General features: G+C 34.6%; 14 protein-coding genes and 5 pseudogenes. 4 read left to right on the top strand and 15 right to left on the bottom strand.

The features are described 5' to 3' along the window. Positions 1-12: 12 nt before the first annotated feature. Entirely contained in the window at positions 13-948 is a 936-nt protein-coding gene (locus HMPREF1125_RS08155) for a dihydroorotate oxidase (RefSeq protein WP_000255181.1), read from the bottom strand. Between the two features lie 205 nt (positions 949-1,153). Between HMPREF1125_RS08155 and gdhA the strand changes: the two genes are divergently transcribed. The 3 genes and pseudogenes from gdhA to HMPREF1125_RS08140 form a co-directional block, all read left to right on the top strand. Next, complete coding sequence (gdhA, locus tag HMPREF1125_RS08150) at positions 1,154-2,500, top strand: NADP-specific glutamate dehydrogenase (protein ID WP_000199512.1); 1,347 nt, start codon at positions 1,154-1,156, stop codon at positions 2,498-2,500. Positions 2,501-2,531: 31 nt separating this feature from the next. Then, positions 2,532-3,017: pseudogene (locus HMPREF1125_RS08145) on the top strand (GNAT family N-acetyltransferase). A 15-nt stretch (positions 3,018-3,032) separates the two neighbouring features. After that, a pseudogene (locus tag HMPREF1125_RS08140) lies at positions 3,033-3,182 on the top strand (NADP-specific glutamate dehydrogenase); the annotation flags it as partial. Positions 3,183-3,278: 96 nt separating this feature from the next. Here the strand turns inward: HMPREF1125_RS08140 and HMPREF1125_RS08135 are convergent. The 4 genes and pseudogenes from HMPREF1125_RS08135 to HMPREF1125_RS08120 form a co-directional block, all read right to left on the bottom strand. Continuing rightward, a complete protein-coding gene (locus HMPREF1125_RS08135) occupies positions 3,279-3,923 on the bottom strand; it encodes a TetR/AcrR family transcriptional regulator (RefSeq protein WP_000444596.1) in 645 nt (214 codons plus the stop codon). 16 nt (positions 3,924-3,939) lie between these two features. Further along, positions 3,940-4,944 (bottom strand): annotated as a pseudogene (locus HMPREF1125_RS08130) (NADP-dependent oxidoreductase). Between the two features lie 213 nt (positions 4,945-5,157). Then, positions 5,158-5,526, bottom strand: coding sequence for an EXLDI protein (locus tag HMPREF1125_RS08125; protein WP_000559017.1), 369 nt, complete (start codon positions 5,524-5,526; stop codon positions 5,158-5,160). A 62-nt stretch (positions 5,527-5,588) separates the two neighbouring features. After that, positions 5,589-6,401, bottom strand: a pseudogene (locus tag HMPREF1125_RS08120) (DUF2268 domain-containing protein); the annotation flags it as partial. Here HMPREF1125_RS08120 and HMPREF1125_RS08115 point away from each other — a divergent pair. Further along, positions 6,382-6,702 (top strand): annotated as a pseudogene (locus tag HMPREF1125_RS08115) (NADP-specific glutamate dehydrogenase); the annotation flags it as partial. The pseudogenes HMPREF1125_RS08120 and HMPREF1125_RS08115 overlap by 20 nt on opposite strands. A gap of 21 nt (positions 6,703-6,723) precedes the next feature. On the opposite strand, the gene HMPREF1125_RS08110 reads toward HMPREF1125_RS08115, so the two are convergent. The 10 genes from HMPREF1125_RS08110 to HMPREF1125_RS08070 all read right to left on the bottom strand — a co-directional run bounded on the left by HMPREF1125_RS08110 (position 6,724) and on the right by HMPREF1125_RS08070 (position 15,768). Continuing rightward, complete coding sequence (locus tag HMPREF1125_RS08110) at positions 6,724-7,290, bottom strand: hypothetical protein (RefSeq protein WP_000443016.1); 567 nt, start codon at positions 7,288-7,290, stop codon at positions 6,724-6,726. A gap of 437 nt (positions 7,291-7,727) precedes the next feature. Further along, positions 7,728-8,915, bottom strand: coding sequence for a tyrosine-type recombinase/integrase (locus HMPREF1125_RS08105; RefSeq protein ID WP_000237021.1), 1,188 nt, complete (start codon positions 8,913-8,915; stop codon positions 7,728-7,730). Further along, positions 8,887-9,156 carry a DUF3173 family protein gene (locus HMPREF1125_RS08100; protein ID WP_000450956.1) on the bottom strand — a complete coding sequence of 90 codons (270 nt, stop codon included), beginning with the start codon at positions 9,154-9,156 and terminating at the stop codon, positions 8,887-8,889. Before HMPREF1125_RS08100 ends, HMPREF1125_RS08105 begins: the two co-directional genes overlap by 29 nt. Before the next feature lie 269 nt (positions 9,157-9,425). Then, positions 9,426-9,653 carry a helix-turn-helix domain-containing protein gene (locus HMPREF1125_RS0102365; RefSeq protein ID WP_000919634.1) on the bottom strand — a complete coding sequence of 76 codons (228 nt, stop codon included), beginning with the start codon at positions 9,651-9,653 and terminating at the stop codon, positions 9,426-9,428. Between the two features lie 103 nt (positions 9,654-9,756). Next, positions 9,757-11,586, bottom strand: a complete 1,830-nt coding sequence (locus tag HMPREF1125_RS08095) for an SAG1250 family conjugative relaxase (RefSeq protein ID WP_000237136.1) — start codon at positions 11,584-11,586, stop codon at positions 9,757-9,759. Then, positions 11,573-11,938: a MobC family plasmid mobilization relaxosome protein gene (locus tag HMPREF1125_RS08090; RefSeq protein ID WP_000401235.1), complete on the bottom strand. Its 366-nt coding sequence runs from the start codon at positions 11,936-11,938 to the stop codon at positions 11,573-11,575. The genes HMPREF1125_RS08095 and HMPREF1125_RS08090 overlap by 14 nt, the downstream gene beginning before the upstream one ends. Before the next feature lie 4 nt (positions 11,939-11,942). Beyond that, entirely contained in the window at positions 11,943-12,299 is a 357-nt protein-coding gene (locus HMPREF1125_RS08085) for an SAG1252 family conjugative relaxosome accessory protein (RefSeq protein ID WP_000817504.1), read from the bottom strand. A gap of 372 nt (positions 12,300-12,671) precedes the next feature. Next, positions 12,672-13,373, bottom strand: coding sequence for an MgtC/SapB family protein (locus HMPREF1125_RS08080; RefSeq protein ID WP_000103927.1), 702 nt, complete (start codon positions 13,371-13,373; stop codon positions 12,672-12,674). 97 nt (positions 13,374-13,470) lie between these two features. Continuing rightward, a complete protein-coding gene (locus HMPREF1125_RS08075; protein WP_000793418.1) occupies positions 13,471-14,472 on the bottom strand; it encodes a LacI family DNA-binding transcriptional regulator in 1,002 nt (333 codons plus the stop codon). Between the two features lie 585 nt (positions 14,473-15,057). Then, the gene (locus HMPREF1125_RS08070) at positions 15,058-15,768 is read right to left on the bottom strand and encodes an MgtC/SapB family protein (protein ID WP_001195063.1); all 711 of its coding nucleotides are present in this window, start codon (positions 15,766-15,768) and stop codon (positions 15,058-15,060) included. Position 15,769: the final 1 nt, after the last annotated feature.

Below are 15,769 nucleotides of genomic sequence, written 5' to 3'. Positions count from 1 at the left end.
TTTTTATTAAACTTAATCAATATAGCGCAATTTCCCACGGAAATCTTCTAGGTTCTCATAACATTTTTCTGCCATGATTGCTTTTAGTTCTTTGGTAATGCGTTCAAAAACACCGACGCCTTCCTTGTGGAGCGTCGTTCCTACTTGCACCATACTAGCACCGCAAAGGATGTGTTCAAAGGCATCACGACCCGTCAGAACGCCACCCGTTCCGATGATTTTGATTTGCGGATTTAAGCGTTGATAGAAAGCATGGACATTAGCTAGAGCAGTTGGTTTGATATACTCCCCACCAATGCCACCAAAACCATTTTTAGGACGAATCACGACCGACTCGCCTTCTATATAAAGGCCGTTTCCGATAGAGTTAACACAGTTAACAAACTTGAGCGGATATTTGTTGAAAATAGCTGCCGCTTGATCAAAGTGAACAATATCAAAATATGGTGGCAATTTGATCCCAAGAGGTTTTGTAAAGTAGGCAAATACTTCAGACAAGATACGGTCTGTTGTCTCAAAATCATAGGCGATCTGAGGTTTTCCTGGAACATTTGGACAAGAGAGATTAAGCTCTGTCAGTCCTTTAAACTCACTCTCTTGGACTTTTTTCAAGATGGTATGTGTTTCCTCTGGAGACATGCCGACTAGAGATAGGAAGAAAGTACGGTTTGGCTCCTTTTCCTGCAAGTCCAAAAGATAGTCCAGATAATAGTCTAAACCATTATTTGGCAAGCCCATAGAGTTGATAGAACCAAGTGGAACATCCTGGTAACGTGGTTCAGGATTTCCCTGACGAAATTCCAAGGTCGCTGTCTTCGTGACAAAGGTTCCCGCTGCTGAGTTTTTGACTCCTTCAAGTTCCTCTATTGTCATACAAGCTACACCTGCTGCGTTCATCAAGCAATTGTCAAACTCAAAGCCAGCTATTTGTGTTTTCGTTGATACCATGATTCTGATCCTCCAGATTCCTTTTATTTCTAATATTATACCATACTTTCAAATTTTCTCTTTGAGAAACTAATTTCTATCTAAAACGTTCGGTTTTGTAAATTGAAAGAATTTTTAGAAAATTTCTGTTTTTTTCTTTACACTCAAAAAAATTTCTGCTATAATGGCTCATGTAATAAAATATAACAACAAAAAGGAGAACGATATGACATCTGCTAAAGACTATATCCAAAGCGTGTTTGCAACTGTGAAAGCTCGTAACGGGCATGAGGCTGAATTTCTCCAGGCGGTTGAAGAATTCTTCAGCACTTTGGAACCTGTATTTGAAAAACACCCTGAGTACATCGAAGAAAACATCTTGGCACGTATCACTGAGCCTGAGCGCGTGATTTCTTTCCGTGTTCCTTGGGTTGACCGTGATGGAAAAGTCCAAGTGAACCGTGGTTACCGTGTTCAATTCAACTCAGCTGTTGGACCATATAAAGGCGGACTTCGTTTCCACCCAACTGTAAACCAAGGGATCTTGAAATTCCTCGGCTTCGAACAAATCTTTAAAAACGTCTTGACTGGACTGCCAATCGGAGGCGGTAAAGGGGGATCAGACTTCGATCCAAAAGGAAAGACTGATGCTGAAGTGATGCGCTTCTGCCAAAGCTTCATGACTGAATTGCAAAAATACATCGGACCATCACTTGACGTCCCAGCCGGTGATATCGGTGTTGGTGGACGTGAAATTGGTTACCTTTATGGACAATACAAACGTCTTAACCAATTTGATGCGGGTGTCTTGACTGGTAAACCTCTTGGATTTGGTGGTAGCTTGATTCGCCCAGAAGCAACTGGTTACGGTTTGGTTTACTACACTGAAGAAATGCTCAAAGCTAACGGTAACAGCTTTGCTGGTAAAAAAGTGGTGATTTCAGGTTCTGGTAACGTAGCTCAATATGCACTTCAAAAAGCAACTGAACTTGGTGCTACTGTCATCTCTGTATCTGACTCAAATGGTTATGTCATTGATGAAAATGGTATCGACTTCGACCTTCTAGCAGATGTGAAGAATAACCGTCGTGCACGTTTGACTGAGTACGCTGCTGAGAAAGCAACTGCTACTTACCATGAAGGTTCTGTATGGACTTACGCTGAAAACTACGACATCGCTCTTCCATGTGCGACTCAAAACGAAATCAACGGCGACGCAGCTAAACGTTTGGTTGCTCAAGGAGTTATCTGCGTATCAGAAGGTGCTAACATGCCTAGTGACCTTGATGCGATTAAAGTCTACAAAGAAAACGGAATCCTTTACGGACCGGCCAAAGCTGCTAACGCTGGTGGTGTAGCTGTATCAGCGCTTGAAATGAGCCAAAACAGCCTTCGCCTTTCATGGACCCGTGAAGAAGTTGATGGACGTCTCAAAGACATCATGACAAACATCTTCAATACAGCTAAAACAACTGCTGAAACATACGGACTTGGTATTGACTACCTTGCAGGAGCAAATATCGCTGCCTTCGAAAACGTAGCAAACGCTATGATTGCACAAGGTATTGTTTAATTAGTCGATACATCCTATCGGAGGACAAATGATGAACTTACGGTCGATGGAAGTAAGAGACAATCCAGCTGTAGCGCAACTCATTCGAGCTAGCCTAGAAGAATTCGGGCTTGACAAACCAGGAACTGTCTACTTTGATTCTCATCTAGATCATTTGGCCGACTACTATCAACAGCAAGAGAGAGCAGCTTACTTTGTTCTGGAAGACGAAGGACAGCTGGTTGGCTGTGGTGGCTTTGCACCTGTGTCTGATAAGATTGCTGAATTATAAAAACTGTATGTCACTAAAAATAGCCGTGGCAAAGGTTATTCCAGCAGGTTGATAAAGCGGATATTCCAGGAAGCCCGCCTAGCAGGTTACGAACAGCTTTATCTAGAAACCTCTACTGAACTGGCTACGGCTGTGGCCATCTATCAACACTATGGTTTTATAGCATTGCAACAAGCACTTTCTAACGCCGCCGGCCACCCAGCTATGAATATCTGGATGATAAAATCCCTCTCATCATATGAATAGATGTTAGTATACTCTGGTCGTCTCGAGGACATCCTGACCAACATCTTCAACACAGCTAAAACAACCGCTGAAACTTACGGTCTTGGTACTGACTACCTTGCAGGAGCAAATATCGCTGCCTTCGAAAATGTAGCAAACGCTATGATTGCACAAGGTATTGTTTAAGATTCATTTGCTTAATCCTCAATCGCTCTGATTGGGGATTTTTATGTAGGCTTCAAAAAAGCTCACTATTTAAAATAGTAAGCTTAAAATCAAGATTTATTTTACTTCTACTAAGGCAAAAGACAGGCATTCAACAATTTCATTTACTGCTTCATCTATGTCTAGGACCTCCTTATTATTCAACATCATTGGAAGAACATAAGAAAGGCTCAAGGCTAAAATATAGCGAACAATTCTTTCATTTGACCAATCTCGGATAGCACCATTTTCTTTAAACTGATTCAAAACTGGACTAATTGGCTTAATGATAGAGTGAACAATAACATTCCCTAACTGGTTAGAAATCGTTCCATCAATAAAAGAACGGTTCAAGAGAATTTTAACTTGCATTTGATTCTCCTGAATAAAAACTAGTCTATCTCGAACTATGCTTCTTAAAAATAGCGGAAAAGACTCTTGGTTTGCTGTAAATTTCTTCTCAGAAAAATCAGCAATCACATCTGGAATAACTTGCTTAAGAAAAGTCGATAAAATTGCTTCTAAGATGCCTTCCTTAGTTTTAAAGTAACTAAAAACTGTCCCTTCTGAAACTCCAGCCTCCTTAGAAATAAGGCTAGCTGTTGTATTTTCAAAGCCAATTTCTGAAAATAACTTTAGACTTGATAATAAAACTTGACGTTGTTTTAAGCTCAAGTTGCTATTTTCTAATGTCTGAGCATACTTTTGTTCTAAACTTTCCATTGCTGGCACCTCTCTCCTACCCTCTTACTTTTACAACTTTCTTACCTCGAGTGTGTCCCGACTTCAGGCTACGATATGCCTCTCTAACTGATTTTAGAGAAAAATCATAAACCTGGTCAATATTCAGCTGAACCTTCCCTTCTGAGACCATTTCCGCTAGAGTGTTAAAATCATCATATGTGGAATGTCTCGGACCCGTGAACTGGGCACCTTTTATCATAACATATGGTGAAGGTACTAGCGTTCCAATAGCCGTGCCCTTCAATCCCAAACTGAAAGCCAATTTAACATAATCACTTCCATAGCAATCCAAGAATTTTGTAATTGGCTTTGCACTTGCTGATAGAAGAGCATTCTGGATGTTCTCTTCGTAGGCTACCAGTATAGCACCTAAAGACTTCAGATAATCTGAATTTTTCTTACTCGCAATTCCAATAACTGTCGCACCTTTAGCAACCGCATACTGTACTGCGATACTTCCAATACCTCCTGCTGCTGCTGAAATAACTACAACATCTTTAGAGTTTAGCTCAATCTTTCTAAAAGCACCTCCCACAGTTAGAGAGGCTACACCCATAGTAGCTGCATGGTTCATATCAATCATCTCTGGCTTCAACACAATTTCTGATTCATTGACACAAATTTCTGTTGCCAAAGCTCCCCTCTTGGTGCCTAATCCAGGGTCACTGATCATTGTTCCAAAAACCTTATCACCTACTGCAAACCGACTTACTCCTTCACCAACTTCTGTGATAACTCCAGCAAAATCCCGACCAATACCTCTTGGAAAAAGAGATGATTTTTACTCAAACCAATGACTTGGCTTCCTTAGTTTCGTCATAAAAGATAGAAAACGAAGTGGCTTTGCACCCTCAAAAGTTTTATAATCAATAGGATTTAAACCAACTGCATAAACTTCTACCCTAACTTGATTCACTTTCAAAGAATCAGATTTAATGTTCACTAAATCTAACACTTCTTCATCACCGAAACGACTATATTGTATTGCTTGAACAACCATTGTATGAACTCCTTACACATCTACAAAATTGAGTGAGCACTCAATTATTTTTTCTTGATTATACACCTATTCTTCATAGATTTCAACTATACTGTTTCCACAATTTCTAACTAAGTTTGCTGTTCATAATAAAAAAAGATCTATTTTCCCTTATGAAAGATTATCAAACTATAAATTAGAGAAATCCGACTGCTTATCAAAGCAGCCGGATTTTTATATATCTAATTTTTCAAAAAATTTGCCTGCTATCTGCTTTTCTTTTAGCTTCTCTAACAGCTTATTCTCCAGGAAAGGACTTAGTTCGTCAAAATCTTGGCAAACCTTAAAAACAGTCTCTCTGTCCAACTGACCATAAGCTAGTTCATAATAATCCTTCTTATGATGCCAGTTCTGGTCATAGTTGACATCTGTCCGTTGATAGTAAACAATGTTTTGCTTCGGTGTCAGGTAAATCTTCTGTGTCAAAATGCTTTTCTGATCTTTGGATAACTTGCTGCGGCTGAAAATCTTAACCCCTTGAAAAATCTTGCGCTCATGGATACCTTGATTTGTAACTTTTAATTCAATTCTTTTATAATGCATACTATCACCTCCAGAAATCACCTACATTATATCAAGTTTTGGCAGATTTTCAAGCAAAAGTGTCATTTCCAAAAGTCTTTAGTCGCCTCTAAAATCTCTTCAGTCGATGTTACTGTGGCCTCAATGATGCTCTTACCTGTCCTTTTAAGATAGTCTTGTATCAGATGATAGCCATAAGCATAGCCTGCAGCATAAGGCATTCCAACTGGTATCTGACCCTGTATCTCTGCAATTTCATCACCGTAGAGATATGGAGCCATTTCCGCCATCCCCGTTAGCTGAAGCTGACTTGAGATGATGGGCTTAATCTCTTCTATCTGCTCGGAACTAGTTGAAGTGACCCAAGGTCCGATGAGCTCCTTGCCATAGAGTTCAGCTGCAAAAGACTCTGCCAATCCTTCACTAACTACCCAGTCTGCTAATGTCGTCTGCTGGTTCCATTTGATAAATTGGAAGCGGACATTGTGATTGCACTCGTGGGCTAATGCCGCCTGCACACGTGGCAAAGTATAGTCATTTGGTAGTAGACTAAGCATGAGGTAGCCTGGGATTCCACCATCTCCGCTGTAACCCTTATTGAGCTGTAGCATAGGCTTGTCTGGATTGCCCAATAAAATAGTAAAATGGTAATTCTCAACCTCTAAATCATAGCCAGCCTGTTCAAAAAGACCGATACTCCTCTTGATAGTATCCTGACAATCTTGCCAGAGTTGATCAGAGCTCAGAGCGTCGATAGCTGGTCTATCCTTCTCTGACAGAGTTCCGGGTAGCTGATTCATAAAACCAAGTAGGAACAAAGCATCAAATCCTCCGGGATACTTGGCTTTCAGAGGAATATGTTGAGTTTGGTATTTCGTATCAGAAGGTGCCAACATGCCTAGCGACCTTGATGCGATTAAAGTCTACAAAGAAAACGGAATCCTTTACGGGCCTGCCAAAGCTGCCAACGCTGGTGGTGTAGCTGTATCAGCACTTGAAATGAGCCAAAACAGCCTTCGCCTCTCATGGACCCGTGAAGAAGTTGACGGCCGTCTCAAAGACATCATGACCAATATCTTCAGCACAGCTAAAACAACCGCTGAAACTTACGGTCTTGGTACTGACTACCTTGCAGGAGCAAATATCGCTGCCTTCGAAAACGTAGCCAATGCTATGATTGCACAAGGTATTGTTTAAGAAATATGCTAAAAACCTCAATCAAAACGATCGAGGTTTTTTTGAAGCTTTATCTTCTATCAAAACTTCTTCTTCCATAGCATTTTTTATTTTTTTGCTCAAAGATAATAACGTTTCTACATCAGAGGGTTTGCTTGTCCCGAGAGGATTCCAAGTAGAAGATGATAAATTTTCATATTCCTTAGACCGAACTCGAAATTTAATGTTATTCCCCTTGGTGTCTATGTCTACATTTAAGGCTCTCGCCCCCAGTTTAGGCTCCTTATTTTTTATCCTACAGAAAATAACTTCTCCTGATACAATCTCCTTTCCATCACACCGAATCCTAATATTTCTTCCAGATAATTCTACGACAAAATTCTTCACTAGACTACCTTGTATTTTTTTAATTAAAAGAAAACTAATACCAAAAAATACTAATACTATCGTATAAAGAAAAAGAGGTTGTGATTTAAAAAAATCATTCAGTTTTAAATAGAATATAGCCAACTGTATTCCCAATACAGGAAGCATGAGGAACATGGGAAAAAGGATACCAATTATTATATCTGATTTTGCTGTTGTCGCTGTAAATTCATATCTTTCCATCAATATCACCTTTATAACATTTCCTTTTTATAGGACATTAATCCCATACTAAGACGGATGCATCAGGGAGTTCAATCTCCCTTTCCCCTAGCAAAGATAAATTTTGAACTATTCTAAGGATATTGTACCACTATTTCTGCAAAAAATACCTTAGCAAACATAATCTCCTTCCACAAATACATCATCGCTTTATCGAGCGTTGGAGTTTGATTGACATGGTTCTCTAATCAAACTCCAGAACTTTATGATGAAAATCTTATGGAACAACTGGAGACACTTTATAAATTTTCTCTTTTCAATTATAAAGAAAACCGCTAATCCTAAGAATAGCGGTTTAATCATGTTTTTAAGCTACAAATGTAGTCGCTCTATTATTTAAGAGTAACAATTTGCAAATCCTATTTTCTCCCAGTATTAGTGGGTTAATTCCTCAATTTTCAACTCTGGCAGGAATTTGGTAGGTAAATTGATAATCCAAGATTATCTAAACTGTTTGTAATCTCTTCTGAAATTGTTGAATCACCTGAATAATACCAGTGACTATATGTATTCAACGTGGTTGACTTATCAGCGTGTCCTAATCGATATGAAACATATAAAGTATCCTTATGTAACACATTTATAAGATAAGATGCATGACTATGTCTTAATCCTTTCCCCGTAATTTCTGGTACGCCAGTAATCTTAGCATGCCTTCTTATTATCCTAGAAATTGTAGACTTACACAAGGGGGCACCAAAACGTGATACTACATAATCTTTATCATCATTCTTGATTTGAACTTCTCGCCATTTTTTAAGTATTGTAATCGTAAAATCATCTAAATCAATTTTACGATCCCCTGCTATTGTCTTTGTTTGTTGTTTAGCATACCATACACCGTTTTTATCTTTCTCAATTGTCGAATGAACATGAATCCATTTACGTTCAAAATCAATATCTTCCCATTTAAGAGCAATACCCTCACTAACTCTTAAACCAGTCATAAAATATAACCAGATCGTCATGTAATTATGGAGTCCCTCATACTCACTAATATCAAAAGAGTTTATTACCTTCTTAAATTCATCAAATGTCCAAAATTTTGTATCAGGGTGCTTTCCTCTAGGATTATCTAATCCTTTAAAAGGAACTCTATCAATATAACCCAATCTTTCTGCATAGCCCAGACATGCTTTAAATCTAGACCACATATTTTTAGCATAGTTACTAGAATACTTGTCTATAATAGCTAAGCGAAATCTTTCACAGTCAATAGTACTAATATCTGATAATTTTTTACTACCAAATTGCTTAATAAATAACTGATGATGTGGTAAAGCGGTCTGATAAGTTACAAATTGAACTTTTTGTTGATAATATTTTAAATAAATCTCTTCCATAAACTCTCTAAAAGTTAGAAAACTATTATTAGTAGTAGAGTTCACAAATTCATGTTTTAAACGAAGTATCTCTTCATATGCTTCCTTAAAAGAATTAAACGGTAGTCCTTGTTGATTTTTCCTTCCTTTCTTTTGGATTCTTTTCCCAGTTATTGGATCAACTCCTAATTCAATTTGAAAATAAATTTTTCCTTTTGAATCTTTGTATACACCTTTATATTTCTTTGTCTTTGATATAACCATTTTTCTCACCTTCTATATCTGAAAAAGAAATACCAATTAAATTTTCTACAATATTTTTAGGAGCAATGCCTAACCTTTTATTATCGAAAGGTGAACATCCTAATTGTACCGCATTCTTATCATTTTTTCTAGCTTCTTCAAACTTTTTTACAGCAATTTTTTTTGCTTGTCTAATAATATTCCTCGATGTGTGCTCTGGAAAACCAATCGCAACTAAATCTTTATAGTTTACTGTTTCCATGATTTTACTACTTCCTTTCTTAGATTTTTTCACCTCCATGGCATGACTGATGAAGTCATCATAAGAATTTCACTTGCTGCTCTTTTACGGTGGCAGCCTGAACGGTCAGAAGTATCATTGTATATCATTTGTATCATGGCATATAAAGTATCGCTCTATTTTATTGATGGTTTTAAAATCGCTCTTATCATGGCGAGCCATTCAAATCTGCTCCACAAATGAGGAAAGTACCATTTTGGACTATTCAATTGTCAATGTGCTTTCTTAACCTAATACTTTTTGGAGTAATGGTCTTCTTTATTATCCACTCGACCTACAAGGTAATCTAAACTTACATTATAAAAATCTGCAAGTTTGATAAGGTCATCTATAGAGATTAACCTGGTACCTGATTCCATTTTAGAATACGCTGATCTTGTACAATTTAAGATTGCTTTTGCAACATATTCTTGTGTCAAATCAGTATCCTCGCGTAAATCTCTAATCCTTTTCAACATTCAATGTCTCCTAAAACAAGTATAATATAGTTATTTTCTTATTTTTAAATATGTGACAAATTGGCACATGAAACTATGCTATATATACTTTTTAGGAAACTGTTTACTCTAAATGTATCTCATTTTCCTTAATAGATTTCATATTTTGTTTTTTCTTATATTTCTGTATTGTTTTATTAAACATTTCAAATAAATTTATTGCTTCTCTATGTTGTTCCTTCAGTGTTTCAATCTTTCCTTTATATATGTATAAATCCTTCTCTATTGTATCTACTGAACTTTTACCTTGAATACTATTTTCTAAATTGCTAGAACTATTTATCGTATTATTCAACAATACTTCCTCTAAATTAGTTAAATCATCAATTTTATTTTGGACTTGTTCAATCATATTCTCTAGATATGATATTTGGGCAATGAAATCATTTGTTATATCTTCGAAATCATTCGGACTATTTTCCGCAGATATAAGAAAATCTAATTGTTCTATTTTTTCTCTAATTTCGCTAAGAGGAATTCTTCTATACATATACTGCGGTTCATACTGAAGATTAAATTGCCTAATCAAAGTTTTACCTTTCATAAAGCGATTTTTTTCTGCTGAATCTTTATGGTATACATAGTAAGAACTAGTTTCTCTGAGAAATACTTTAACTTTTTCTTCTTCCATATTGATTTGAATATTTGGTACAAAAATAAGTCCTTCTTGTCGGATGCCAAAATGTACCTTAATGTACATTCCATCGTCTACTACTTCTTCTATTTGATTAAGATTCAACTCTACCTCAAACTCATGAACTGCATCCCTATTTCTCTTGAAATCTTGATAGGATTTCCATACCACCTCTTCTGTCGGCAACTCTTTTTCTTTAATTATCTTTTCTTCATTGTAAAGTTCAACTAAATTTTTATTATCTAAGACAACAGTTTCATTTTTGTTATTAAAATAGTCTTGAAAATAACTAACACTATACCGATTCGTTTTTACCAATTCCTGCTCTGAAATCTTAATCTCATCAAATTTAAATTGAACATGTTTTTCTTTCGGAATTATTTTTAATCCAAAAAATTCTGCTCGTTGAATCAATTCATTCATATTCTTCATTTTCGGAAGTAAAAATTCTAAGATGTTTATGATTTCCCTTTGAACAAACTTTTTCTTAAAATAAGTTTCATTATAAGTTTGTTTTCTACTCAATTTACTATCACGTACGACTTGTTTCATATTTGAATCAGTCATAAAAAAAGTAACATGCTTGTGTCTAAAATCAATTTTTAAATGTAAAGCTTTTGCTTTATTCTTGAAATCATCAAAATTTTTCGAGTTCTCGATTAGAAAATATACTCGTTGTTTTATTTCATATTTGTAATTTGTTTTGCGATAAACTTCATACTGACGATGCGAATAACGATTTTCTATAATTTTTGCCCCTGCAATTTTTGAAAGACGATCAGAAACCATTCGTAGATTATGTTCTGCCTTATAATCCCATAGAAACTTTTTATCAGAATTCTGATCAATTGAATTTAGGATGATGTGATTGTGGATATGATCTTTATCGACATGAGTTGCCACGATAAATCGAAATCTACCTCCTGTCAACTCTTTAACTGTCTCATAACCAATCCGATTGATTTGTTCAGGAGTGAGATGGTCATCTGGAGAAAAGGACTGAATGATGTGATGAGAATGAATTTTTCGTTGATTTACTTCTTGCCTATCATGACGAAATTCATAAAGAGTATCATTACTTAAAAAATTATCATTGTACATCTTCACTAGTTCTTTATAACTAGGAAAATCTAAATAATTTCTCATACCAAAATCTGAAACTAGTGTTAGATTTTTTGTTTTACTTGGATTCAAAATATATTTGATTAGTTTACTACGATAATTTTTTCCATGAATCGCAAAGTGTTTAGTGATGACCATAAAATTTCCTCAATTTTTCAGATTGAATAAGAAAATCTTTCTCCACTTCTACTATTAACTCTTCTATACCTTTTCTCAACTCATTTAATTCAACTTCCGTTATTAAATTCGAATAATTTATGCTTCTGGCTATTTGATTAATATTATTTCCGATTCGTTTTAATTCAAAAATCAAATCTTGATAACTATTTGTATCAATGGTGATAAAATTCATACCAGGATCTAGTAGAGTTCGTCTAGCATATTCTGAGAATGATAAGCAGTTACTTTTTGAGATATTTTCATTCAATTTGACTAATTCTAGGTCAGATAAAAAGACTTTTTTTAAATTTGTTCTATATCGGTGCTCCACTCTACTACCTCATGTATTTGTTACGAAAATTTTCACTAAGAGGACTTGTTTTTTCTACCTCTTTAATTAATTCCTGAATACAAGTTAACAAAATAGAAACATGTTCTTGAGTAACCTGATGATTTATTTTAGCAATTATTAATATTTCATGAACATCACGGCTAATTTGTTCCAACTTTTGCTGTTTCCAAAGGTTGAAACATTTTTCCATCTGTTTTTGTCCATCAGACAATAGTAAGCTTTTACGGAGAAAATCAGAAAAATTATCCTCTCCTTTCTCTCTCATTAAATCTAGTATTTGTTTTTCCTCCGTTTCTGTTAAGCGAAATTGTTTCCGAATACTACGTATATCTCTTTTCATATGGCTTTTCCTCCTTCATAGATACTTGTACTGACAATGTAAGCTTACAGACACTGTCAGTACGTTTTTCAAAATAGATTCAACATTTTTGTAAGGCTTTGCGAGCTCAGATATTGTGTCCACAATATCCCAAAAATCATATCGCTTGCCATTTCAAACCATACTGTTCAAAAGACAAACGATATGAAAATATGGTGGCTAGCCCCCAAACCCCCAACATAAATCTCAATTAAAAAAAGTATAACAAATACTATTTGAAAAAATTATCACAGAATAAAAGAGCCCAAACGGACTCTTACAAACTTAAATCTATTAAAAACGAAAGGTAGTTGTATTTTTTCTTTAGAAAAATAAAAATTTTAGATAGAAAATTTAACTCTTCATATAATTCTTTAGCTTAAACTCTTTTATTTTTATATTTTTATCTTCATTAAGTAAGAAATCCTCAATATCTATAATCGAAATTTCCTTATCATTCTCAATTGAAATCAAAATATCATAAGAATTATTAGACGACTGTTCTTTTAATTCAACATTATATTTTCTGAAATCAAGTGTCCCTAGATTAGTATAAATCTTACCAAGTAAAGAAATATCAATTGTTTCTAACACTATCTTTGCTTGATAAATTTCATGATTTCTACCATTACTGTGTGTCACTAATTGCACAAGAACAACTATGAAACTACAAAAGGAACCAAATATCCAAAAATCAGCACCAATTGCCATACCTATACCAGCAGTAGCCCAAATCCCAGCAGCAGTAGTGATTCCACTAACTTTCTTATCCCGAGTAAAAATAATCCCCCCACCTATAAAGCTAATGCCACTAACAATTTGAGCTGCGACCCTAGAAGTATCATAGGATGGTGTGTCTAAAAATGCTTCTTTTGAGAGAATCATCATTAAAGCCGACGTTAAAGCAACAATTATATGCGTTTTGACTCCTGCTTGCTTGTTACGTGCCTTACGCTCATAACCAATTGCCCACCCACATGCACAAGCGATTAATATTGAAATAACATGCCTTAACTCGACAATACTATTAAATGAATGATTAAAAATTGTAGACATTGATCCCTCCTACTCTAAAATGACATCGGTGTCATAAGTTATATTCTACTACTATTTTAATATTTTATGTATAAAAAAATCGGTATTTTTTTACCGATTAAAAGCTTTGTCTTCTAATAATTTTTGAAGATATTTCAACGGATTCTATATTTTCACCGTTAATGATTGCTAAAACACTTTCTATCATTTTTTGGGCTAACATAGCATAATTAGGAGAAATAGTAGACAGAGCTGGAGTATAATATTGCGAAATAGGAATATTATCGAATCCAATTATTGAAATATCATCAGGAATGATAATCCCCTTCTCATAGCACGCACGAATCAGCCCTTGAACCTTCTCATCCCCAGAAACAAATATCATATCCGGATGATTTTGATTAGATAAATTATTTATAGCATATGAATAAACTGAATCAATTGTAGTTAAACCATAAATAACTTGCAAATCCATTAAATAATTTTTATCAGTCAAAAAAGCACGAATACCTTTTTCACGATCCTTATTAACAAGAGATTCCCCTCCCATAAGTAACAACATACTTTTAATATTCTCTTTTGTTACTAATTCCATCATATCATAAGTGGCTTGAAAATTGTTATTAGATACATAAACAACATCAGGTGTTCGAGATTCTCCAAAAACTATAAAAGGCATATTATTCTTCTGTAAATAATTAATCCGAATATCGTCTTTACTTTCATAAAATACTATTACTCCATCTATTAAGCTTCCTGTACTTGAAATTATTGAATTCCTAATCGTATCTTCTTCACCAAAGTATTCAACAATGGCGTTTACACCAAACTCTTTACAAGTTTGTAGAACTCTATCTAGTAAAGTTTGAAACCAAATCAAGGGAAAAGAATCAATCTTTTTAACGGAAATCAAAATGTTTGTAGTTTCTTTCTTAGTCAAATTTTTTGCATATGCATTTGGAACATACGACAACTCATCAATGACTTTTTGAATAGCTCGATAAGTTTCTTCTTTTACCTTTTCACCACCGTTAATAACACGTGAAACAGTTTTTGGAGAAAAACCTGATAAATGCGCAATATCATAAATAGTTACCTTTTTATCGTTTAAATTTTTCACTTTAGTCCTCCATTTATGATTTATCTAATATTATTATACAATATTTACTTTTTTTAACAAGAGAATTTAGTAAAATATTTTAATGTATCTTAACAAAAACTTTAATTTCAAAATTTCTATTTTGTACTCTATTCTTCCGATTCAAAAAAATAACATTGACAATTAAAATTCTTATTCTTTACAATTCTTTCTACTTCACAACTGATAAACTTGTATGAAAATAACTTACCATAAAAATATAAAGAATCATTTTTGGTAAAATCCATTGAAACTATAAATGTATCTAATAACATTTGAACATAGCAGTCTAAGATCGGAATAATCTTTTCCTTATCAATAAGCTTTGTTAGTATATCATCAGCTGGTAAAGAAGACGAAAATACCATTTCACAAATATCATAAAAAGAATGAAATCTATACACTTGCATTAAAGAATTATATTCAAAATACGTTATTCTTCCACAGTCAAAATTAATATTATACACCTTCATTTATGTACACCTTTATACATTGAAAATAATCTTGAGTAATTTTTAATCTAAAAAACAAAGGGACAAGAATAACTGCCCCTTTGTTTATTCTATATCAACTAACTTCTTCAACATAAATAACACCAACAATATCTGCTATTTCTTCCATTAGTTTAAGATGTTCAAACTTACCTGAAAGTTCTAGAGTCATAAATGATGCTATTCTTTTGTCTGGAACATCAAAATATTCAATTCTTTCAGAATTAACATCTCCAAAAGCAGTTCTTGAATCAGTCAATCGAATTCCATTTTCTGCACAATAAACTAATACTCGATTATATGCCTCAGTAGATTTAACTACAATATATAATTCAATAACTTTTGAACGACTTTGAAGATATTTTTTTAAAGGCTGAAACATAGAAATCACACTCCAAACAGAAATAGCTACTAACAGAGCACCTTGATAAAAACCTACTCCAATAGCTAAACCTATTCCTGCAGAAGCCCAGATTCCTGCTGCAGTTGTCAGACCCGTAACCTTCTTTTTATCTGTGATTAGAATTGTTCCAGCTCCAAGAAAACCAACACCAGATATAACCTGAGCACCTAAACGTGTTGGATCTCCTGTTCCAAACTTATAAGATACGAATTCATTAGTCATCATAATTAAACAAGCAGCCATACAAACAATACTATGTGTACGAATACCTGCTGGTTGAGATTTACTTCCTCTTTCTAAGCCAAAAATACTTCCAATGACCAAAGATAATACGACTCTAATTATAATTTCGATGTTCGATAGTCCTATACTGGATGTTTGCATT

The organism is Streptococcus oralis SK304, from assembly GCF_000287715.1.
Lineage (GTDB): Bacteria > Bacillota > Bacilli > Lactobacillales > Streptococcaceae > Streptococcus > Streptococcus oralis_Y.
Note: the sequence above shows the minus strand (reverse complement) of the source record. Positions and strands in the feature narration are given on the sequence as shown.

Excerpts from the sequence above, each read along its gene's own strand:
- HMPREF1125_RS0102365 (WP_000919634.1), bottom strand. The coding sequence starts at position 9,653 with ATGTTGAAAAGGATTAGAGATTTACGCGAGGATACTGATTTGACACAA.
- HMPREF1125_RS08105 (WP_000237021.1), bottom strand. The coding sequence starts at position 8,915 with ATGGTTATATCAAAGACAAAGAAATATAAAGGTGTATACAAAGATTCA.
- HMPREF1125_RS08155 (WP_000255181.1), bottom strand. The coding sequence starts at position 948 with ATGGTATCAACGAAAACACAAATAGCTGGCTTTGAGTTTGACAATTGC.
- HMPREF1125_RS08085 (WP_000817504.1), bottom strand. The coding sequence starts at position 12,299 with ATGAAAAGAGATATACGTAGTATTCGGAAACAATTTCGCTTAACAGAA.
- HMPREF1125_RS08110 (WP_000443016.1), bottom strand. The coding sequence starts at position 7,290 with ATGGAAAGATATGAATTTACAGCGACAACAGCAAAATCAGATATAATA.
- HMPREF1125_RS08125 (WP_000559017.1), bottom strand. The coding sequence starts at position 5,526 with ATGCATTATAAAAGAATTGAATTAAAAGTTACAAATCAAGGTATCCAT.
- HMPREF1125_RS08100 (WP_000450956.1), bottom strand. The coding sequence starts at position 9,156 with ATGGAAACAGTAAACTATAAAGATTTAGTTGCGATTGGTTTTCCAGAG.
- HMPREF1125_RS08135 (WP_000444596.1), bottom strand. The coding sequence starts at position 3,923 with ATGGAAAGTTTAGAACAAAAGTATGCTCAGACATTAGAAAATAGCAAC.
- gdhA (WP_000199512.1), top strand. The coding sequence starts at position 1,154 with ATGACATCTGCTAAAGACTATATCCAAAGCGTGTTTGCAACTGTGAAA.
- HMPREF1125_RS08080 (WP_000103927.1), bottom strand. The coding sequence starts at position 13,373 with ATGTCTACAATTTTTAATCATTCATTTAATAGTATTGTCGAGTTAAGG.
- HMPREF1125_RS08095 (WP_000237136.1), bottom strand. The coding sequence starts at position 11,586 with ATGGTCATCACTAAACACTTTGCGATTCATGGAAAAAATTATCGTAGT.
- HMPREF1125_RS08070 (WP_001195063.1), bottom strand. The coding sequence starts at position 15,768 with ATGCAAACATCCAGTATAGGACTATCGAACATCGAAATTATAATTAGA.